The sequence below is a fragment of the Streptomyces sp. NPDC127129 genome, from assembly GCF_042671585.1.
Classification (GTDB): Bacteria; Actinomycetota; Actinomycetes; order Streptomycetales; family Streptomycetaceae; genus Streptomyces.
Genome location: NZ_JBHXTV010000001.1, coordinates 534,662 through 555,585, shown reverse-complemented (window position 1 = coordinate 555,585; position 20,924 = coordinate 534,662). Strand labels below are relative to the sequence as shown.

Genomic DNA, 20,924 nt, shown 5'->3' with positions numbered 1-20,924 from the left:
ACCCGACGAGCGAGAACCCGGCGCCCAACGTGTGCTGGTGCGGCCACGTGGGGACCGGCGTGATCGTCAGGCGCGAGGGCCACAAGTGCGCAACCTGCGAGCACCTGCCCAATCAGCATACGGAAGAGGACGGCTGCGGGAAGTGCTGGTGTCGGCGGTTCGTCGAAACGGCGCTGGCGCTGACCCACCCGTCCGCGAGCACAGCAAAGAGCCCCCACCCGGCGATCCGGCGGGGGCTCTCTCGTGTCTGCGCAGGTCAGGCGGCTAGGCGCTTGCGGGGCCTAGTGGGAAGTACAGGATTCCGTGCGTGCAGCCGCGATACGGGTTGACCGTCCACTCGAAGGGCATGCGGGAGGCGCCCGGCACCCGGTTCACGATCGAGCGGGCCCGTACTTCGTGGAAGGTGATCCCGCGGAACTCGGGTGTGTCGAACGTACGGGTGGTGACCGCGTCCGTACCGAACAGAGCGGTCCCGGCGGCGCTGTCGTCGCCCAGGTTGTCCCAGCGCATGGACGCCTCCTCGGTAGCTGTCTCCTCGGCCCTGGACACAGAATAGAACACATGTTCCCTTGATCGTCGCAAGCCGGTGGGGAGGCCCGGATTTGGGAGGCCCGCGCCCAGGTGGTTGGCTGGTGCCACACCCCTGAGGAACCAAGTGCTGGAGGAAGTGCAATGGCGCAGGTCGAGGCCACCACGGAGCGGATCATCGCGGCGGACGCGGAGACGGTGTTCGACGCTCTGGCCGACTACAGCGGCACCCGCGCGAAGGTGCTGCCGGAGCACTTCAGCGAGTACGAGGTGCGCGAGGGCGGCGACGGCGAGGGGACCCTCGTCCACTGGAAGCTCCAGGCCACCAGCAAGCGGATCCGCGACTGCCTCCTGGAGGTCACCGAGCCGACCGACGGTCAGCTCGTCGAGAAGGACCGCAACTCCTCCATGGTCACCACCTGGACCGTCACCCCGGCCGGGGAGGGCACATCCCGCGCCGTCGTCACCAGCGTCTGGAACGGCGCCGGCGGCATCGGGGGCTTCTTCGAGAAGACCTTCGCCCCCAAGGGCCTCGGCCGCATCTACGACGCCGTGCTGGCCAACCTCGCCGCCGAGGTGGAGAAGTAACGCTCCCGCGCTCACCGATTCGAGTGGTCTTCGCGCGACCCCCGCGCCGGCGCCCCGCGCGCCCGGGGGTCGCGCGGCTCTCCGTAAACGCGCTGATGAGCGCCCCAAGTGCGCCGCCTGGCAGGCCCGTTCGCGGCCGTGGGCGCGGCTGACCTCCCATACCGCCCGACTTGCTCCCGCTTCGCGCCCAATGCGAAGAATGGCGCGGCGCCGAAGCCGTGACGAGGGGAGCAGCACGTGGACGCGATCACGCTGGTGAAGGACGACGTGCCGCACGTCGCCGACGATCCGCCCTCCGGCCAGGTGCCGGTGCCGCCCCCGGCCGAGGACGGCGCCCTCGATCCCCGCCGCGTCCGGCTCGTCTTCTTCGGTCTCATGCTCGCGCTGCTGCTCGCCGCGCTGGAGCAGATGATCGTCGCCACCGCCCTGCCGAAGATCGTCGGTGAACTCCAGGGCCTGGACCGGATGTCGTGGGCGATCACCGCCTATCTCCTGACCGCAACCATCGGCCTGCCGGTCTACGGCAAGCTCGGCGACCTCTTCGGCCGCAAGGGCGTCTTCCTCTTCGCCATCGTGGTCTTCGTCATCGGTTCGGCCCTGGCCGGCTGGTCACGCTCCATGGACGAACTGATCGCCTTCCGCGCCGTGCAGGGGGTCGGCGCGGGCGGGCTGATGATCGGCGTCCAGGCGATCATCGCGGACATCGTCCCCGCCCGCGAACGCGGCCGGTACATGGGACTCATCGGCGCCGCCTTCGGGCTCGCCTCCGTCGCGGGCCCCCTGCTCGGCGGCTTCTTCACCGACCACGTCTCCTGGCGCTGGTGCTTCTACTTCAACGTGCCCTTCGGGCTCGTCACCCTCGCCGTCGTCGCCGCGGTGCTCAAGCTTCCCAGGCCGCGGACCCGGGCCAGGCTCGACGTCCTCGGCTCGGTCCTGCTCGCCGCCGCCTCCACCTGTCTGGTCCTGCTGACCAGTTGGGGCGGGACCGAGTACGCCTGGGACTCGCGGGTCATCATCGGCCTCGGCGCCGGAGCGGCGGCAACGACCCTGCTCTTCCTCGTCGTCGAGCACTTCGCGCCCGAACCCCTCATCCCCCTGCGGCTGTTCCGCGACTCGGTCTTCACCGTCACCAGCCTCGTCGGCGCGGTCGTCGGCATCGCGCTCTTCGGCGCCGCCAGCTATCTGCCGACCTTCCTGCAGATGGTGGAGGGCGCCAGCGCCACCGAGTCCGGCCTCCTCATGCTGCCGCTGATGGGCGGGATCGTCCTCGCCTCGATCGTGTCGGGCCAGCTGATCACCCGCACCGGCCGCTACCGGATCTACCCGGTGCTCGGCGGTGCCGTCTCCGTCGTCGGCATGTGGCTGCTCTCCCGGATGGAGACGGACACCCCGCGCCTGCACCACAGCGTCTGGCAGGCCGTCCTGGGCGTCGGCATCGGCCTGGTCATGCCGGTCCTCATCCTCGCCGTCCAGAACTCCGTACGCCCCACCGACCTCGGCACCGCCACCAGTGCGCACAACTACTTCCGCCAGATCGGCGGCAGCGTCGGAGCCGCGGTCTTCGGCACCCTGTTCGCCTCACGCCTCGACGACGCCCTCGCCGACTCCCTGCCCCGCACGGGCGGAGCGTCGCTGCCGGCCGCCGAATCGATCACTCCCCAGGCGGTGCACGCCCTTCCGCCCGCCCTGCGCGACGCCTACATCCAGGCGTACGCGGACGCGATGCCCCGCATCTTCCTCTACCTCGTGCCGGTCCTGGTGCTCGGCCTCGTCCTCGCCTTCTTCCTCAAGGAGCAACCGCTGGTGTCCCACCACACCCCCACCACCGAGGCCCCCACCGCCGTTCCGCGCGCCCGGACCGCCGCCCCCGCCGGCTCCGGCGCGTACATCGCGGGACTCCCGGTCTGCGGCACGGTCCAGCACCACGACGGCAGCCGCGTCCCGCGCGCGGCCCTGACACTCATCGACGTCCAGGGACAGCAGATCGGCCGCGGCGGCAGCGGCGAGGACGGGCGGTACGCCCTCAGCGTCCCCGGGCCCGGCTCGTACGTCCTGATCGCGGCGGCAGGCGGCCACCAGCCGCAGGCCGTCTCCGTGACCGTCGGCGAGCGGCCGGTGGAGCTCGACGTCGTCCTCGGCGGCGCGGGCCGCCTCGCCGGCTCCGTCGTGACCGCCGACGGCACCCCCGTACGGGACGCGGCGGTCACCCTCACCGACGTGCGTGGCGAGGTGGTCGCCTCGACCCGCAGCGGACGCGAGGGCGGTTACGTCATCACGGAGCTGGTGGCGGGGGAGTACACGCTGGCCGCCAGCGCCCCCGCCTTTCGGCCCGCCGCCCTGCCGGTCAGCGTGCAGGCCTCCCGGGAGACCCGCCAGGACATCGAGCTGGCGGGCGGCGCGGTGCTGCGCGGGACGGTACGCGCGGGTGGCGGAAGGCCGGTGGAGGACGCGCGCGTCACGCTGCTCGACGCGGCGGGGAACGTCGTCGACACCCTGACGACGGGCCCGGACGGCACCTTCCGGTTCGTGGACCTGTCCTCGGGCGAGTACACGGTGATCGCGGCGGGCTATCCGCCGGTCGCGACCGTGCTGCAGGTCGCGGGCGGCGGACGCACCGAGCGCGACCTCCAGCTCGGCCACGAGGACTGATCAGGACGGCGCCCCCTCCGAGACGATCGGAGGGGGCGCCGGGTGCCACTGCCGGGTGCCGGGGGTCAGGACGCGGCGGTCGCCCTGCGGAGGGTGTCGATGCAGGTGCCGATCGCCGTCTGGAGGGCTTCCAGGCGCTGGAGCATGTCGTCCTCGACGACGTCCTCCTCCAGAACCTCGTCGAGCGTCAGCTCCTCGAAGACCTTCGTCGCCTTCTGGAGGCTGTTGTAGAACTTCGTACGGCGTTCCTGGACGCGGAGTTCGGGATCCGCCTCGACGGCCTCGGCGACCATCTCCTTCACCGCGTCGTACGCCTCGCCGGCCCACTCGCCCGCGCCCTCGGCGTCGTCGAGCTCGTCGATCAGGGAGAGGTGCCGCTCGGCCTCGGCGCGCAGTGCGGGCGGCGCCTCGACCGTCTGTCCCGCGGGCGTCCTGATCCGGCCCTTCTCCGCGACCTGCCGGACGTACGCGATCCGGTCGGCCGTCTTGGCCTCGCCGGCCACGGCCTTCTTCAGCTCGTCGGTCCGCACGATGGCGCGGGCCATCCCGGTCTGCAGCGCCGTGTCCTCCTTCATCCGGTCGAGCAGCGCGCCGCGCGCGGCCTCGGCCGTACCGGGGTCGGCGAGGATCGCGGCCCGCAGGGCCGTGGGGTTCTCGGCGACCTCCAGCGCCTTCGTCGGCCGGATGCCCTCGGCCTCGGCCGCGGCGGTGATCGCGTGACCGCGCACGGAGGCGGCGCTGGAACGGGAGGAGTAGTACGACATCCAGACGTCGGCCTCGGGAAGCTCGATGTCCTCGCCCGGGACCAGCGCCTCGAACTGCGGGACGAGGCCGTCGTCGGCGGCCATGTCCCAGGCCTTGTAGTACCGCATGACGCGCTCGGGGGAGCACTCCGCCAGCTCGGCGAAGGCCTTCGCCGACACCTTCGCGCCGGAGACCCCGGACTCGTCCGCCCCCTGCCCGCCCGGCCTGACGCTGCGTGCCACCTTCAGCGCGAACGCCCAGCCGCCGGTGCGGGCGTAGGCACCGAACTCACGGGCGTCCCTGACCACGACGTCGGGCACGTCCTGCACGACGAAGTCCGTCGTCCCGGCTTCGGGGGCTGCTTCGGCGGCGATCGCGGTGGTCAACGCGGGGTCTCCTGACGACTCGGGGGCGGGGTCCGACAAGCCTATACGGCCGTGCGCGGGAGATTTGACCCGGTTCGCACCCCGGACCCGGCGGAGAGGGACCGCGAACTCGTGCGACCCGAGGGGTTGTCAGTGCAATTTCACATTACTATGTTACAGCGCACACGGCATGGTGAAGCTCCGTCAAATGCCGTGCGAACCACAACAGTTCGGGCTCCACCCCCACAGCCACCCCCTCACAGCAGGAGTTCTGTTGTCCCTCCACAGACGTGTGCGCTCGTCCCTGCTCGCCTCCGCGATAGCGGTCACCCTCCTGGCCTCCGCCGGCCAGACCGCCGTCTCCGCGGCCGGTACGGACTCCCCGCCCACCCCCGCCGCCCCGGCCAGGGCGCTCGGCGCGGCCGCGCCCCAGGCCGGCCAGGGCGCCAACCCCTTCGACGAGGTCGAGCATCTCGCCGCCGCCCCGCGCCGGACCTTCGCAGCCGCGCCCGCCCCCGGCGGCCTCGCCACCGGCCGCGTCCCCGGCCGTGCCCCGGCCGCCACCACCGCGCACGCCCGGACCACGGCCGCCACCCCCGCCGCCGCGGCCGGCGTCCCCTGCACGCTCGACGGGATCACGGGCCTCGCCCCCGAGGCGTTCGCCGACTTCCTCGCCGACCCGGCCGTCACCGCCGACGGCTGTCTGCGCGGTCTCGTCTGGACCTGGGACGCCCGGCTCACGCCCGTCATGTCCGACGCCCATGTGCAGGCCGTCTCCCGGCGGATATCCAGCCTGGCCGCCTCCCACGACGGCCGGAACTCCTCCCACCTGGAGGAGATGTTCACCTACCTGCACGCGGTCGCCTACCACGACTTCTCACGCGACGAGATCGACGTCACCGACGCCCCGACCGTCGACGCCATGCGCCGCGCCGTCGCCGACTTCTCGGGCGCCGCCCGCACCTTCGACGTCACCCCGAGCAACGCCCACACCCTGCGCGAGGCCCTCTACGCCGCCAGCGCCCCGGGACTGCGCCACCACCAGCTCACCCTGATCAAGAACGTTCTGGCCACCATGGGCCCCGACCGCCCGGCCACCCACCAGGACGCCGGCTGGGCGGGCGCCGCGCTCGCCGCCCTCTCCGTCAACTACCTCGGTGTCTACCCGGGCAACCGGGACACCGCCTTCCACGCGGCCGCGGCCGCCGACCCCGCCTACCGCGCCGCCTTCAAGGCCTTCGCCGGGTACACCCACCTCAAGGGCGGGGCCAACGCCTGGGTGACCCGTGACGCGCTCGGCGAGTACGGCCGGTTCGGCCAGATCGAAGGTCTGAAGGACGCCGTCGTCGCCGACCTCGGCGGCCTGATCGGCCCGGTCCGCGACGCCTGGGGTGCCGGCAGCGCGCCCTGGGCCACGCTCGTCTCCTGGCTCAACTTCTACGAGGCGTGCAAGCCGTACGGCGTGTGCAAGGAGGACATCGAGAAGCAGATCTTCCCCTACACGTACACCTACGACAACGGGGCGATCAAGGTCCGCACCGGTCTCGACCGCGCCACCGTCGACCAGTTGTACTACGCGAGCAAGCAGGTCAAGGCGCAGTACCACCGGGTCCTCGGCACCGAGCAGCCGCTCGCCGGCGACCCCAACACCTCCCTGAACATCGTGCTGTACGCCTCGCGCGCCGACTACGAGAACTACCACCCCGTCCTGACCGGCATGGACACCAACAACGGCGGCATCTACATCGAGCGGGGCGCCACCTTCTACACGTACCAGCGCCGCGTGCCGCAGGACTCCTCCCTCACCCTGGAGGAGCTGTTCCGGCACGAGTACGTCCACTACCTCAACGGCCGGTTCGCCGTCCCCGGCTTCTTCGGCGAGGGCCCCTGGTACGAGGGCGACCGCACGACCGCGATGGACGAGGGGACGGCCGAGTTCTTCGACGGCGCGACCCGCGACAACGGCATCGCCGTCCGCAAGTCGCTCGTCCGCAGCGTCATCAACGACACCGCGGGCGGCGGCCCGAGGATGAACGTGGAACAGATCCTCAACGCCACGTACGACGGCGACGGCTTCCGCTTCTACAGCTACGCCGGAACGTTCTTCGAGTACCTCTGGACCGAGAAGCCCTCGCTGCTCCGCGAGATGTACACGCACCTGCGCAACAACGACGTCCAGGCGTACGACTCCTGGCGGCACCGGACGGGCGCGGACAGCTACGTCCAGCGCGGCTACGACCGCTTCCTCGACGCGCAGATCGCCAAGGTCGACGACCTCTACGTCCCGAACACCACCTACACGCCCAACGACCGGCTGCGCGACTCCACGCTCGCCGCCGTCAGGTCCTCCTTCGCCGCCGCCACCTACAACACGCCCGACTGTGTGGAGAACGGCGATCCCGGCAAGCGCCGGTTCACGTGCACCGGCCGGATCACGGCCAACCTCTCCAAGTGGTCGAGCGACGACCAGAACTTCAAGGACATGTCCGAGACGGTCGACTACTTCCTCCTCGACCGTGCCGGTGCGGCCTCCACCAACCTGGCCGACATGAACTGCAGCTTCGGACCGGTGGAGATCTGGTCCAACAAGGCCGCCGGAACGTCGAGCTACAGCTGTGAGGGCCCGCTGCGCAGCTGACCCGCCCCAGCCGCGTGCCCCGGCCCCGCGCGTCGCGGGGCCGGGGCACGCGGCTTTCCTCAGACGGTCTCGGGGGGAACCGGTTCTCCGGTTTTCGCGCGGGGTCTTGGCGAACGATGTGCAATGTGAAATATTACTGACGTGCTCACGAGAAACAGCTCGGACGTCATCGTCGTCGGCGCGGGCGTCGTCGGCGCGGCCTGCGCCCACTACGCCGCCCGGGCCGGCCTCACCGTCACCGTCGTCGACCGCGGGCCCGTCGCGGGCGGGACCACGGGCGCGGGGGAGGGCAACCTCCTGGTCTCCGACAAGGAGCCCGGACCCGAACTCGAACTCGCCCTTCGCTCGGCGGCGTTGTGGCAGGAGCTGGTCGAACTGCTGCCGCAGGGAATCGAGTACGAGGCGAAGGGCGGCCTCGTCGTCGCGTCGGGGGAGGGCGGGTTGGACGCCCTCCGCGCGTTCGCCGCCGGCCAGTCCGACGCGGGGGTCGACGCCAGGGAGGTCCCGGCCGGGCTGCTGCACGAGTTCGAACCCCATCTGGCACCCGGCCTCGCGGGTGGCTTCCACTATCCGCAGGACGCCCAGGTCATGCCCGCCCTCGCCGCCGCGCACCTGCTGCGCGCCGACGGGACGGGAGGGACCGGCGGGGCCGGTGAGACCGGCGGGACCGGCGGGACCGTTCGGCTCAGGCTCGGCGAGGAGGTCCTCGCGGTCCTCACCGGATCCTCGGGCGAGGTGCGCGGCATCCGTACGCCGGCCGGCGAACTCCACGCCCCGCACGTGGTGAACGCCGCCGGCACCTGGGGTGGTGACCTCGCGCGCCTCGCCGGGGTCGAGCTGCCCGTCCTGCCCCGCCGAGGCTTCGTCCTGGTCACCGAGCCGCTGCCGCGCGTGGTCCGCCACAAGGTCTATGCGGCCGACTACGTGGCCGACGTGGCCAGCGGGTCGGCGGCCCTGCAGACCTCGGCGGTGGTCGAGGGGACCCCGGCCGGTCCGGTCCTCATCGGTGCCAGCCGGGAGCGCGTCGGCTTCGACCGCACCCTCTCCACCGAGGTGTTGCGGCGCCTCGCGGCCGGGGCCACCCGTCTCTTCCCGGTGCTTGCCGGGGTCCGTGCGATCCGGACGTACGCGGGCTTCCGCCCCTATCTGCCGGACCATCTGCCGGCGATCGGCCCGGATCCCCGCGTCCCCGGCCTGCTGCACGCCTGCGGGCACGAAGGGGCCGGGATCGGTCTCGCGCCGGTGACCGGCCAGATCGTCGCCCGCTGTCTCACCGGCGGCGAACCCCCGCTCGACATCACGCCGTTCAGGCCCGAGCGATTCGCTCCCGTGTCCTCCTGAAGCCACCGTCGTCCGCCCGTCACGAGAGGAGAGGCCCCGTGGCCCGTACCCCCACCGACCTGGTCGGGGCGCAGCCCGGTCCGCCGTTCGAGTTCACCTTCGACGGCCGCCCGCTCACCGCCCTGCCCGGCCAGTCCGTCGCCGCCGCGCTGTGGGCGGCCGGAATCGTCGCCTGGCGCACGACCAGAAAGAGCGGCCGGCCGCGTGGCGTGTTCTGCGGCATCGGCCAGTGCCACGACTGCCTCGCCACGGTCAACGGGCAGCCCAACCGGCGGGCCTGCCTCGTCCCCGTCCGGCCCGGCGACACGATCACCACGCAGGAAGGGCACGGTCATGACAGCCTCGGGGTGTGAACGGGACGAGGCGTACGACCTCGCGGTCGTCGGCGCGGGCTGCGCCGGGATCGCCGGGGCCGTCGCCGCGTCCGAACGCGGCCTGACCGTCGCCCTCGTGGACGCCTCGCCGCGGACCGGCGGGCAGTTCTACCGGCACCCGGAACCGGCGCTGGGCGCCGTACGGCCCGAAGCGCTGCACCACGACTGGTCCGCGTTCCGTGACCTGAACCGCCGCCTGGCGGACGGTGATGTGACCCACCTGGCCGGACACCACGTGTGGAGCCTGACCAGGAGCGACGCGGCGCCCGACGCCCTCTGGACGGTGCACGCCGTCACCGGATCCGACGGCACCGAGGAAACCCCCACGACGGTGCGCGCCCGGGCCGTACTGCTCGCCACCGGAGCGTACGAGCGTCACCTGCCGTTCCCCGGCTGGACCGTGCCCGGCGTCGTGGGGGCCGGGGGAGCGCAGGCCATGCTCAAGTCCGGCCTGGTGCTTCCCGGCAGGCGTGTCGTGGTGGCCGGCAGCGGCCCCCTGCTCCTCGCGGTCGCCTCGTCGCTGGCGGCGGCCGGGGCGCGGGTGCCGGCCGTGGTGGAGGCCTCCGGGTATCTGTGGTACGCCCGGAGCCCGCGGGCGCTCGCCGCCAACCCGGGCAAGGCCGCCGAGGCACTGCTCCACGGCGGCGCGCTGCTGCGGCACGGTGTACGGCTCCGGACGCGCAGCGCCGTCACCGAGGTCCACGGAACCGAACGGGTGGAGGCCGTCACCGTCTCGCGTCTCGACCGTGACTGGCGGCCCGTGCCGGGAACGGGCCGGCTGATCGCCTGCGACGCGCTGGCCGTCGGGCACGGACTGGTTCCCCAGATCGAACTGGCCACGGCGCTCGGCTGCGCCACCCGTCGCCTGTCCGACTCCACCCTCGCCCTGGCCCTGGACGGACTCCAGGAGACCTCGGTGCGCGGCCTCTGGGCGGCGGGCGAGTCCGGAGGCGTGGGCGGTGCGGAACTGGCCCGTACGGAAGGTGAACTGGCCGGACTCGCGGTGGCGGCGCGGCTGCGGGGGAGCGGCGCTCCCGGTGGCAGGGTCCGTGAACTGCGCCGCCGACGGGACCGGATGCGCGCCTTCGCCGACGTCATGACCGCCGCCCATGCGCCCGCCCCGGGGTGGTCGCGGTGGATGACGGACGACACGGAGGTGTGCCGCTGCGAGGAGGTCACCGCCGGAGGTGTCCGCGAGGCGGTCGCCGGCCTCGGGGCGCGTGACGCGCGGACTGTCAAGCTGTTCACCCGGGCCGGCATGGGCTGGTGTCAGGGCCGGATGTGCGGGACGGCCGTGGCCTGCCTGGCGGCGTCCGGCGGCGCCGCCGTCACGTCGGAGTCCCCGGCCTCGGCCGGGCTCCCCGCCGAACCTCCTGCCGAACGGCGCCCGTTGGCCGTCCCGGTCCCGCTCTCGGCGCTGGCCTCGCTCGACGAGGAGTCCTAGGGGTGTCCGCCCCTTGTGGGCGCCTCGGGACGTTCAATAAAATGTCACACCATACAGAAAGGTTCGTCGACATGACCGGCACTTCCTGGACCGCCACCACCCCCTGGCGCGGCATCATGGTCGCCACCACCCTGCCCCTGCGCGACGACCTCTCCGTCGACCACGACGCCTATGCCGAGCACGTCCGACGGCTCATCGACAACGGCTGCGACGGAGTCGTCCCCAACGGCTCGCTCGGCGAGTACCAGACCCTCACCGACGGGGAGCGCGCCCGCGTGGTCCGCACCGCCGTCGAGGCGGCGGGCGACGGGGCGCGCGTGATGCCCGGCGTCGCCGCCTACGGCAGCGCCGAGTCCCGGCGCTGGGCGGAGCAGGCGGCCGAGGCGGGCTGCGGATCGGTGCTCCTGCTGCCGCCGAACGCCTACCGCGCCGACGAGACGGCCGTGCGGGCCCACTACGCCGACGTGGCCGGGGCGGGCGTGCCGGTGGTCGCGTACAACAACCCGATCGACACCAAGGTCGACCTCACTCCCGACCTGCTGGCCCGGCTGTACGACGACGGCTCCGTCGTCGCCGTGAAGGAGTTCAGCGGTGACGTCCGCAGAGCGTACGAGATCGCCGAACTCGCCCCGGAACTGGATCTGTTGATCGGTGCCGATGACGTCCTTCTCGAACTGGCCGTCGCCGGGGCCGTCGGCTGGATCGCCGGTTACCCCAACGCCTTCCCCGCCACCTGCGCGGAGCTGTACCGCGCCGCGGTCGCCGGCGACCTGGCCACCGCGCTGCCGCTCTACAAGTCCCTGCACTCGCTGCTGCGCTGGGACTCCAGGACGGAGTTCGTCCAGGCGATCAAGCTGTCCATGGACATCGTCGGCCTCCCCGGCGGCCCCACGCGCCCGCCGCGCCTGCCGCTCACGGGCGAGACGGAGGCCCGCGTGCGGACCGCCACCGAGAAGGCCGTCGCCGACGGCCACCACTGACCACGGCCCACCACACCCGTCCAGCGAAAGGAAGCCCGTGCGGACCCGTCATGTCTTCCACGCCGTCGACTCGCACACCGAGGGCATGCCCACGCGTGTGATCACCGGCGGCGTCGGAGTGATCCCCGGCGCCACGATGGCCGAGCGCAGGCTGCACTTCATCGAGCATCTGGACCACCTCCGGACGCTCCTGATGTACGAGCCGCGCGGACACGCCGCCATGAGCGGCGCCATCCTCCAGCCGCCCACCCGGCCCGACGCCGACTACGGCGTCCTCTACATCGAGGTCTCCGGCCTGCTGCCGATGTGCGGGCACGGCACGATCGGCGTGGCCACCGTCCTCGTCGAGACCGGCATGGTGCCGGTCACCGAGCCGGTCACCACCGTGCGGCTCGACACCCCGGCGGGCCTCGTCGCCGTCGACGTACAGGTCGAGGACGGTGCCGCCACGTCGGCCACCTTCACCAACGTGCCCGCGTTCTGCGTCGGCCTGGACCGCAAGGTGGCCGTGCCCGGGTACGGAACGGTCACCTACGACCTCGCCTTCGGCGGCAACTTCTACGCCTTCGTCACCCTGGACGACCTGGGACTGCCCTTCGACCGCGCCCGCAAGGACGACCTCCTGGCTGCCGGACTCGCCGTCATGGAGGCGGTCAACGCCTCACCCGACCGCCCCGTCCACCCCGAACAGGGGGAGATCGCAGGGGTCAAGCACGTCTATCTCGCGGCTCCCGGCTCCGATGCCCGCCACTCCCGCCATGCCATGGCGATCCACCCCGGCTGGTTCGACCGCTCCCCGTGCGGAACCGGCACATCGGCGCGGATGGCCCAGCTCCACGCCCGGGGCGAGCTGCCGCTCGACCGCGACTTCGTCAACGACTCCTTCATCGGGACGAGCTTCACCGGCAGGCTCGTCGCCGAGACCGAGGTCGCCGGGGTGCCCGCCGTCGTACCGACCGTGACGGGCCGGGCCTGGATCACCGGCACGGCGCAGTACTTCCTGGACCCGGACGACCCGTTCCCCGGAGGCTTCCTCCTGTGACCGCCCACCGCGCCGACCACGCACCCGCCGGCACCGGCCGCACGGCACCCGCCCACCGCGCCCCGCTCACCGATCCCATGGGCCTCACCGACGCCCCGGTCCTCACCTCCCGCAACCCGGCCGATCCGGCCGACGTCGTCCTGCGCGTCCCGGCCCCCGGCGCCTTCGCGGTGGCCGACGCGGTCGAACGCGCCCGCGCCGTCCAGGCCGACTGGCTGCGCGGCGGTGCGGCTGCCCGCGCAGCCGCCCTCGGAGCCGTCGCGGCGGCCGTCGAGGCCGCAGGGCCCGAACTCGCCGCGCTCGCCGTACGCGAGGTGGGCAAGCCGCTGACCGAGGCCAGGGCCGAGGTCGCCCGGACCGTCGCGATCTGGCGCTACTACGCCCAGGCACCTTTCGCGCCGACCGGGGCCGTCCACGAACCCGCCGCCGGGCCCGGGCTCCTCCTGACCCGGCGCCGGCCGCACGGCGTGGCGGGGCTCATCACCCCGTGGAACTTCCCCTTCGCCATCCCGAGCTGGAAGGCCGCCCCCGCCCTCGCCGTCGGCAACGCCGTCGTCCTCAAACCCGCCCCCGAGGCCACCGCGTGCGCACTGAGCCTGGCCGAGATCGTCCGCAAGGAGCTGCCCGAGGGCGTGTTCACGGTGCTGCCCGGCGGGGCCACCGAGGGGAACGCGCTCGTCTCGGCCGCCGACGTCCTCTCCTTCACCGGCTCGACCTCGGTCGGCCGGGCCGTCGCCGCGTACGCCATGGCCAGGGGGATCCCGGTCCAGGCCGAGATGGGCGGTCTGAACGCGGCGATCGTGCTGCCGGACGCCGACATCGGACAGGCCGCCGCCCACATCGCCGCGGCGATCGCCGGGTACGCGGGACAGAAGTGCACCGCCACCGGTCGGGTCGTCGCCGTCGGAGCCGCCCTCGGCCCCCTGCGCGAGGCCCTCACCGAGGCGCTGCGCGCCGTTCCGACCGGCGACCCCGCCGACCCGGCGACCGTCTGCGGCCCGCTCGTCGACCGGCGGGCCCGCGACCGGGTCGCCGCGGCCTGGGAGGGGCTGCCCACGCTCGCCGGCGGCACGTTCCCCTCCGCGGGACCCGGCTGGTACGCGGCACCGACGCTGGTCGAGAAGGTCGCCCCCGAACACCCTTTGCTGCACGAGGAGGTCTTCGGACCCGTAGCCGCCCTGCTGCCCGCCGACGACCTGGCCGAGGCCGTCCGCATCACCAACGCCGTGCCGTACGGCCTGGTCACCTCGGTCCACACCGCCGATCTGACCACCGCCCTGCACGGCCTCGACGCGCTCGACACCGGGATGGTCCGGGTCAACGCCCCCTCCAGCGGGGTGGACTTCCACCTGCCCTTCGGAGGGTGCAAGGAGTCGAGCCTCGGGGCGCGCGAACAGGGCGGGGCCGCGCTCGACTTCTACACGTCGAGTCGCACCTACACCCTGTCACCTGCGGAAACAACGTGACATTGTACGGTGGTGGTTCAGAACCGAACCAACGGACCCGGTCCGGACCCGAACGAAGGGACCACCGCCACCATGGGGCACCTGACCCACCGCGACCTCAACGCCTCCGTGGAGCGGCTTCGCGACCAGGTCGCCCATGCCCTGCGGGCGGCGCTGATCTCGGGCGAACTGCGGCCCGGCGTGGTCTACTCCGCGCCGACCCTTGCGGAGGACTTCGGGATCTCCGCCACCCCCGTCCGTGAGGCCATGCTCGACCTGGCGCGCGAAGGCCTGGTCGAGCCGGTCCGCAACAAGGGGTTCCGGGTCACCGAGGTGGACGAGCGCGACCTCGACCAGTACACCGAGATCCGCGCGCTCATCGAGATCCCCGTGGTCGGACGGGTCACCCGGACCGCCGCCCGGGAGGACCTGGAGGCGCTGCGGCCCGTCGCCGAGGAGATCGTGCGCGCCGCCAGGGAGCACGACCTCATCGGCTACCTGGAGGCCGACCGGCGGTTCCACCTCACGCTCCTCGGGCTCGCCGGCAACGAACGCCTCGTCGAGACCGTCGGCGAGCTGCGCAAGCGGTCCCGGCTGTACGGGCTCACCGCGCTGGACGAGCGCGGCGAGCTGATCCCGTCGGCCGAGGAGCACCTGGAGCTGCTCGACCTGATGCTCGCGGGTGACGCCAGGGGAGCGGAGCGGTGCATGAAGAGGCATCTGGGCCACGTCCGCTCCCTGTGGGCCACCAGTGACAGGGCGGCGCACACCACCGGGTGACGCCCGGCCCGGCACCCGGTCGCTCTTGCCCGGTCCTCCTTCGCACCGAGGGTCTTCGCGCCTATGGTGGGGCTGCGTCGAGGAGACCGGGAGCACGATGAAGATCCTGATCAGCGCCGACATGGAAGGCGCCACCGGTGTCACCTGGCCGGCGGACGTGCTGCCGGGTACGCCCCAGTGGGAGCGGTGCCGGGCCATGTTCACCTCCGATGTGAACGCCGCGGTGCTGGGGTTCTTCGACGGGGGCGCCGACGAGGTGCTCATCAACGAGGCCCACTGGAGCATGCGGAACCTGCTGCTCGAACAGCTCGACGAGCGCGCCGAGATGATCACCGGGCGGCACAAGACGTTGTCGATGGTCGAGGGCGTGCAGCACGGTGACGTCGACGGCGTCGCCTTCGTCGGCTACCACACCGGCGCCGGCACCGAGGGCGTCCTCGCCCACACCTATCTCGCGAACTCCGTCACGGGCGTCTGGCTGAACGGCGTCCGGGCGAGCGAGGGGCTGCTCAACGCCCATGTGGTGGCGGAGTACGGCGTGCCCGTCGTCCTCGTCACGGGCGACGACCTGACCTGTGACGACGCCCTCGGCTACGCGCCCGAGGCGCGCAAGGTCGCCGTCAAGGACTACGTCTCGCGGTACGCGGCGGTGTGCCGGACCCCGAAGCGCACGGCGAGCGACATCCGGGCCGCCGCGCAGTCCGCGGCAGGCCTCGCCGTACGGTACGAGCCGGAGCCGGGCGGGCCGTTCACCATCGAGCTGGAGTTCGACGCCGAGCATCTGGCGGGCGCCGCCACCGTCGTCCCGGGCGTGGCCCGGACCGGCGAGCGGAGGGTCGCCTACACCAGCGAGGCGATGTACGAGGGCATTCGCACGTTCAAGGCGGTCACCACGATCGTCTCCGCAGCGGTGGAGGAGCAGTATGGCTGAGCCTGCCCAGGGCGGCCCGGACGCCGCGGCGCTCGACGAGGTGGTGACCTTCACCTCCGAGCTGATCCGCATCGACACCACCAACCGGGGCGGCGGGGACTGCCGCGAGCGGCCCGCCGCCGAGTACGTCGCCGAGCGCCTCGCCGCCATCGGCCTGGAGCCCACGCTCCTGGAGCGGACCCCGGGCCGTACCAACGTGGTGGCCCGTATCGAGGGCACCGACCCGTCCGCCGACGCCCTGCTCGTCCACGGCCATCTCGACGTCGTCCCGGCCGAGCCCGCCGACTGGGCCGTCCACCCCTTCTCCGGAGAGGTCCGCGACGGGGTGGTCTGGGGGCGCGGCGCCGTCGACATGAAGAACATGGACGCGATGGTCCTCGCCGTCGTCCGCTCCTGGGCACGCCAGGGCGTCCGGCCGCGCCGGGACATCGTCCTCGCCTACACCGCGGACGAGGAGGCGAGCGCCGTGGACGGCTCGGACTTCCTCGCCGAGCGACACCCCGGGCTCTTCGCGGGCTGCACGGAAGGCATCAGCGAGTCCGGCGCGTTCAGCTTCCACCCGACCCCCGGCATGACGCTCTACCCGATCGCCGCGGGCGAGCGGGGCACCGCCTGGGTCAAGCTCACCGCCCAGGGGCGCGCGGGCCACGGCTCCAAGGTGAACACCGCCAACGCGGTCACCCGCCTCGCCGCGGCCGTCGCCCGCATCGGCGCCCACACCTGGCCCGTACGCCTCACCCCGACCGTACGGGCCGCGCTGAGCGAACTCGCCGCCCTCTACGGCATCGAGACCGATGTGAGCGCCGACGGATTCGACGTCGACCAGCTCCTGGAGAAGCTCGGACCGGCCGCCGCCCTCGTCGAACCGACCGTGCGCAACAGCGCCAACCCGACGATGCTGGAGGCCGGTTACAAGGTCAACGTCATCCCCGGCCGGGCCGTCGCCTACGTCGACGGCCGGATGCTGCCGGGCGGCGAGGAGGAGTTCGCCGAGACGATGGACCGGCTCACGGGACCGGACGTGGAGTGGGAGTTCCACCACCGCGAGGTCCCCCTGGAGGCTCCGGTCGACTCGCCGACCTTCGCCCGACTGCGGGCCGCCGTCGAGCACTTCGACCCGACCGGGCACGTCGTCCCGTTCTCCATGTCCGGCGGCACGGACGCCAAGCAGTTCTCCCGGCTCGGCATCACCGGATACGGCTTCTCCCCGCTGAAGCTCCCCCCGGAACTCGACTACGGAGCGCTGTTCCACGGCGTCGACGAACGGGTTCCGGTCGACGCCCTGCACTTCGGCGTCCGAGTCCTCGACCACTACCTGAGGTCCGCGTAGCTTCGGTCGGGTTCGAGCGAGTCACGTCACGTCCGCGTAAAGGAAGTCGCGATGGTCCCCACGGGCGCCTACGGCACCTGGCCCTCCCCGATCGACGCCCCACTGGCCGCCCGCCACGACGGGCGGCCCGAGTACGTCGGCGTCGTCGGCGACGAGGTGTGGTGGACCGCGCCCCGCCCCACCGAGGGCGGCCGGCGCGCGTTCGTACGCCGTCGGGCCGACGGCACCGAGGAGTCGGTCCTGCCCGCCCCCTGGAACGTCCGCAGCCGGGTGATCGAGTACGGCGGGCAGCCCTGGGCGGGCCTGGCGCGCGAGGACGGCGGACCGCTCGTGGTGTTCAGCCACTTCGCCGACCAGCGCCTCTACGCCTGCGAACCCGACGCCGGTACGGAAGGCGGAGCGGCCCCCCGCCCCCTCACGCCCGTCTCCGCCGTGGGCGGCGGGCTGCGCTGGGCCGACCCCGTGCTCCACCCCGAACGCGGCGAGGTCTGGTGCGTCCTCGAGGAGTTCACCGGCCCCGCGCCCACCGACGTGCGCCGCGTCCTCGCCGCCGTACCCCTCGACGGATCGGCTGCCGACGACCGGGGAGCGATCCGCGAACTCTCCGACGGACGGCACCGGTTCGTCACCGGACCCCGGCTCTCCCCGGACAAGCGGCAGGCCGTCTGGATCGCCTGGGACCATCCCCGGATGCCCTGGGACGGAACGGAGGTGCTCCTCGCCGACATCACCGCCGACGGCACCCTGCGGGACGCGCGCCCCGTCGCCGGCGGACCGGACGAGTCCGTGCCGCAGGCCGGCTGGACCGCCGACGGCCAGCTGCTGTACGTGAGCGACCGCAGCGGCTGGTGGAACCTCTACCGCGCGGAACCCGGGGGCGAACCGGTCGCGCTCTGCCCCCGCGCCGAGGAGTTCGGCGGACCGCTGTGGAAGATCGGGCTCAGCTGGTTCCAGCCCCTGGCGAACGGCCTCGTCGCCGTCATCCACGGCAAGGGAGCCACCGCACTCGGCATACTCGACCCCGAGAGCGGCGAACTCGTCGACGCCGCCGGCCCCTGGACCGAATGGGCCGCCACCCTCGCCGTGCACGGCGACCGGGTCGTCGGCGTCGCCGCCAGCCCCCGCAGCGCCTACGAGGTGGTGGAGCTCGACACCCGCACCGGCCGGGCCCGGGTCATCGGCTCCGCCCACGACGACCCGGTCGACCCGTCGTACTACCCCGAGCCCCAGATCCGCACCTTCACCGGGCCCGACAACCGCGAGATCCACGCCCATGTGTACCCGCCGCACAGCCCCGACCGGACCCCGCCCGGCCAGGAGCTGCCGCCGTACGTGGTGTGGGCCCACGGCGGACCGACCGGCCACGCGCCACTCGTCCTGGACCTGGAGATCGCCTACTTCACCTCGCGCGGCATCGGTGTCGCCGAGGTCAACTACGGCGGCTCCACCGGCTACGGACGCGCGTACCGCGACCGGCTGCGCGAGCAGTGGGGCGTCGTCGACGTGGAGGACTGCGCCGCCGTCGCCGAGGCTCTCGCCGCCGAGGGCACCGCCGACCCCGCCCGGCTCGCCGTCCGCGGCGGCAGCGCGGGCGGCTGGACCACCGCCGCCTCCCTCGTCACCACCGACGTCTACGCCTGCGGCACGATCATCTACCCCATCCTCGACCTCCTGGGCTGGGCCACCGACGAGACCCACGACTTCGAGTCCCAGTACCTGGAATCGCTCGTCGGCCCGCTCGCCGACGTGCCCGCCCGGTACCACGAGCGCTCGCCGCTCCACCACGTCGACCGGATCTCCGCTCCGTTCGTGCTGCTCCAGGGCCTCGACGACGTGATCTGCCCGCCGGCCCAGGCCGAGCGGTTCCTCGCGCGCATGGCCGGGCGGGGCATCCCGCACGCGGCCCTCACCTTCGAGGGCGAGGGCCACGGCTTCCGCATGGCCGAGACGATGGTCCGGGCCCTGGAGGCCGAACTCTCCCTGTACGCACAGACCTTCGGCATCGCCCGTCCCGACGTCCCCCTCCTGGAGCTGAAGAAGTGACCGTGACTCCGCTGAACCGGCCGCCGCGGCTCCGTCCCGGCGCGCGCGTCGCCGTCGTCGCGCCCAGCGGGCCGATCCCGGAGGAGCGGCTCGCCGCGGGCCTGGACATCCTGCGCGGCTGGGACCTGGAGCCGGTCGTCGCACCCCATGTCCTGCACGTCCACCCGGAGTTGGGATACCTCGCCGGTACGGACGAGAGCCGGGCCCGTGACCTCCAGGAGGCCTGGTGCGATCCCGCCGTCTCGGCGGTGATCTGCGCCCGCGGGGGCTACGGCGTCCAGCGGATGGTGGACCTGGTCGACTGGACGGCGATACGGGCGGCGGGCCCCAAGGTCTTCGTCGGCTACAGCGACGTCACCGCCCTCCACGAGGCGTTCGCCGTGCGCGCCGGACTCGCCACCCTGCACGGGCCGATGGCCGCCGCGGCCACCTTCCTCAAGGACCCCCGCACCCAGGAGTCCCTGCGCGCCACCCTGTTCGAGCCCGAGTCCGTGCGGACCCTCGGCCTGGACACCGCACGCCCGCTGGCCCCCGGCCGGGCCCACGGCGTCACCCTCGGCGGCTGCGTGAGCCTCCTGGCCTCCGACCTCGGCACCCCGCACGCCCGGCCCTCCGCCCGTGGCGGGCTGCTGCTCCTGGAGGACGTGGGGGAGGAGCCGTACCGCCTGGACCGGATCCTCACCCAACTGCTCCGCTCCGGATGGCTGGACGGGGTCGCGGGCATCGCCCTGGGCTCCTGGGCGGAGTGCGGCCCCTACGACGAGGTCCGTGCGGTCCTCGCCGACCGGCTCGGCGCCCTCGGCGTGCCCGTGGTGGAGGAGCTGGGGTTCGGGCACAGCGAGACGGCGCTCACCTTCCCGCTGGGCGTGCCCGGCGTGCTGGACGCGGAGTCCGGGACGCTCACGCTGGACGTACCGGCGCTCGGCTGACCCTCTCGGACGCCTGCGACACCGTCCGGCTGCTCAACTCCGGCCGCTACCGCGACGCGGACACCCGGAAGATGCTGGACTTCGCCCGGAGCGTCACCCCGGCCTCGTACCTCGACCGGGTCAAGGCCCCGACGCTCCTCGTCCAGGGCCAGTCCGACAGCCTCTTCAACCTCAACGAGGCCCAGGACACCTACGAACGGCTCCGGGCGCGCGGAGTCGAGACCAAGATGATCTGGCAGTCGTGGGGGCACAGCGGGGGACAGGCACCCGGTGAACTCGACCTCGGGCAGGGCAACCTGGAGACCAGCTACGTCGGGCAGCGCGTCCTCGCCTGGTTCGACCGGTACCTAAGGCGCGCAGGGGGTGTCGACACGGGGACGGAGGTCGCCTACTACCGCTCCTGGCAGAGCGGTTACGGCACGGCGGCCCGGGTGCCGGCCCTCAGCCGGAAGCTCCACCTCTCCGGCGACGGCAAGCCCGTCGACAACCGCGCCAAGGTCGCCCGGGACCGAACGCGTCCAGGACTCCGGCGACGCCGCCGACAAACCGGTGTTCTTCGCCAAGGTCTGCGACATCGCCCCGGACGGCAGGAAGACCCTGGTCAACCGGCTCGTGGCGCCGGTACGGGTACCGGACGTCACCCTGCCCTTCACGGTGGAGCTCCCGGGCATCGTGCACCGCTACGAGACGGGCCACCGGCACCCTGGAGCTGCCCGTTGTCAAGGGCCAGGTGAGGTAGCAGCCAGAAGGGTGGATTCACGTGACCTTCGGGT

The 20,924-nt window shown here is 72.8% G+C and carries 15 protein-coding genes and 2 pseudogenes; 15 read left to right on the top strand and 2 right to left on the bottom strand.

What is annotated here, in order from left to right:
• Positions 1 to 291 precede the first annotated feature (291 nt).
• Positions 292 to 510: pseudogene (locus tag ACFVGW_RS02395) on the bottom strand (radical SAM protein); the annotation flags it as partial.
• Positions 511 to 672: 162 nt separating this feature from the next.
• Between ACFVGW_RS02395 and ACFVGW_RS02390 the strand changes: the two are divergent.
• On the top strand, positions 673 to 1,116 hold the full coding sequence (locus ACFVGW_RS02390) for an SRPBCC family protein (RefSeq protein ID WP_383296438.1): 444 nt from the start codon (positions 673 to 675) through the stop codon (positions 1,114 to 1,116).
• 237 nt (positions 1,117 to 1,353) lie between these two features.
• A complete protein-coding gene (locus tag ACFVGW_RS02385) occupies positions 1,354 to 3,765 on the top strand; it encodes an MFS transporter (protein WP_385850395.1) in 2,412 nt (803 codons plus the stop codon).
• A 65-nt stretch (positions 3,766 to 3,830) separates the two neighbouring features.
• Here the strand turns inward: ACFVGW_RS02385 and ACFVGW_RS02380 are convergent, their stop codons facing one another.
• Entirely contained in the window at positions 3,831 to 4,895 is a 1,065-nt protein-coding gene (locus ACFVGW_RS02380; protein ID WP_383219859.1) for a hypothetical protein, read from the bottom strand.
• Positions 4,896 to 5,148: 253 nt separating this feature from the next.
• On the opposite strand from ACFVGW_RS02380, the gene ACFVGW_RS02375 reads away from it, so the two are divergent.
• The 13 genes and pseudogenes from ACFVGW_RS02375 to ACFVGW_RS02315 form a co-directional block, all read left to right on the top strand.
• Positions 5,149 to 7,512, top strand: a complete 2,364-nt coding sequence (locus tag ACFVGW_RS02375; RefSeq protein WP_385850394.1) for a collagenase — start codon at positions 5,149 to 5,151, stop codon at positions 7,510 to 7,512.
• A gap of 141 nt (positions 7,513 to 7,653) precedes the next feature.
• Positions 7,654 to 8,853: an NAD(P)/FAD-dependent oxidoreductase gene (locus ACFVGW_RS02370; RefSeq protein WP_385850393.1), complete on the top strand. Its 1,200-nt coding sequence runs from the start codon at positions 7,654 to 7,656 to the stop codon at positions 8,851 to 8,853.
• Positions 8,854 to 8,891: 38 nt separating this feature from the next.
• Positions 8,892 to 9,206, top strand: a complete 315-nt coding sequence (locus ACFVGW_RS02365) for a (2Fe-2S)-binding protein (protein ID WP_385850392.1) — start codon at positions 8,892 to 8,894, stop codon at positions 9,204 to 9,206.
• Entirely contained in the window at positions 9,187 to 10,671 is a 1,485-nt protein-coding gene (locus ACFVGW_RS02360; RefSeq protein ID WP_385850391.1) for an NAD(P)/FAD-dependent oxidoreductase, read from the top strand. The genes ACFVGW_RS02365 and ACFVGW_RS02360 overlap by 20 nt, the downstream gene beginning before the upstream one ends.
• A 71-nt stretch (positions 10,672 to 10,742) precedes the next feature.
• Complete coding sequence (locus ACFVGW_RS02355) at positions 10,743 to 11,651, top strand: dihydrodipicolinate synthase family protein (RefSeq protein ID WP_385850390.1); 909 nt, start codon at positions 10,743 to 10,745, stop codon at positions 11,649 to 11,651.
• A 37-nt stretch (positions 11,652 to 11,688) separates the two neighbouring features.
• Positions 11,689 to 12,693, top strand: a complete 1,005-nt coding sequence (locus ACFVGW_RS02350) for a proline racemase family protein (protein WP_385850389.1) — start codon at positions 11,689 to 11,691, stop codon at positions 12,691 to 12,693.
• A 77-nt stretch (positions 12,694 to 12,770) separates the two neighbouring features.
• Complete coding sequence (locus tag ACFVGW_RS02345; RefSeq protein ID WP_385850555.1) at positions 12,771 to 14,159, top strand: aldehyde dehydrogenase family protein; 1,389 nt, start codon at positions 12,771 to 12,773, stop codon at positions 14,157 to 14,159.
• Positions 14,160 to 14,231: 72 nt separating this feature from the next.
• Positions 14,232 to 14,918, top strand: a complete 687-nt coding sequence (locus ACFVGW_RS02340; protein ID WP_383220932.1) for a GntR family transcriptional regulator — start codon at positions 14,232 to 14,234, stop codon at positions 14,916 to 14,918.
• Between the two features lie 97 nt (positions 14,919 to 15,015).
• On the top strand, positions 15,016 to 15,849 hold the full coding sequence (locus ACFVGW_RS02335) for a M55 family metallopeptidase (protein ID WP_385850388.1): 834 nt from the start codon (positions 15,016 to 15,018) through the stop codon (positions 15,847 to 15,849).
• Positions 15,842 to 17,179 (top strand): M20/M25/M40 family metallo-hydrolase, encoded by a 1,338-nt coding sequence (locus tag ACFVGW_RS02330; protein ID WP_385850387.1) that lies wholly within the window; start codon positions 15,842 to 15,844, stop codon positions 17,177 to 17,179. The genes ACFVGW_RS02335 and ACFVGW_RS02330 overlap by 8 nt, the downstream gene beginning before the upstream one ends.
• Before the next feature lie 51 nt (positions 17,180 to 17,230).
• Positions 17,231 to 19,222 carry a prolyl oligopeptidase family serine peptidase gene (locus ACFVGW_RS02325; RefSeq protein WP_385850386.1) on the top strand — a complete coding sequence of 664 codons (1,992 nt, stop codon included), beginning with the start codon at positions 17,231 to 17,233 and terminating at the stop codon, positions 19,220 to 19,222.
• Positions 19,219 to 20,151, top strand: coding sequence for an LD-carboxypeptidase (locus ACFVGW_RS02320; protein WP_385850385.1), 933 nt, complete (start codon positions 19,219 to 19,221; stop codon positions 20,149 to 20,151). Before ACFVGW_RS02325 ends, ACFVGW_RS02320 begins: the two co-directional genes overlap by 4 nt.
• A gap of 11 nt (positions 20,152 to 20,162) precedes the next feature.
• Positions 20,163 to 20,850 (top strand): annotated as a pseudogene (locus ACFVGW_RS02315) (CocE/NonD family hydrolase); the annotation flags it as partial.
• Positions 20,851 to 20,924 lie beyond the last annotated feature (74 nt).

Coding starts and splice junctions, on each gene's coding strand:
- ACFVGW_RS02390 (WP_383296438.1), top strand. CDS start 673: ATGGCGCAGGTCGAGGCCACCACGGAGCGGATCATCGCGGCGGACGCG.
- ACFVGW_RS02360 (WP_385850391.1), top strand. CDS start 9,187: ATGACAGCCTCGGGGTGTGAACGGGACGAGGCGTACGACCTCGCGGTC.
- ACFVGW_RS02355 (WP_385850390.1), top strand. CDS start 10,743: ATGACCGGCACTTCCTGGACCGCCACCACCCCCTGGCGCGGCATCATG.
- ACFVGW_RS02345 (WP_385850555.1), top strand. CDS start 12,771: ATGGGCCTCACCGACGCCCCGGTCCTCACCTCCCGCAACCCGGCCGAT.
- ACFVGW_RS02340 (WP_383220932.1), top strand. CDS start 14,232: ATGGGGCACCTGACCCACCGCGACCTCAACGCCTCCGTGGAGCGGCTT.
- ACFVGW_RS02335 (WP_385850388.1), top strand. CDS start 15,016: ATGAAGATCCTGATCAGCGCCGACATGGAAGGCGCCACCGGTGTCACC.
- ACFVGW_RS02330 (WP_385850387.1), top strand. CDS start 15,842: ATGGCTGAGCCTGCCCAGGGCGGCCCGGACGCCGCGGCGCTCGACGAG.
- ACFVGW_RS02325 (WP_385850386.1), top strand. CDS start 17,231: ATGGTCCCCACGGGCGCCTACGGCACCTGGCCCTCCCCGATCGACGCC.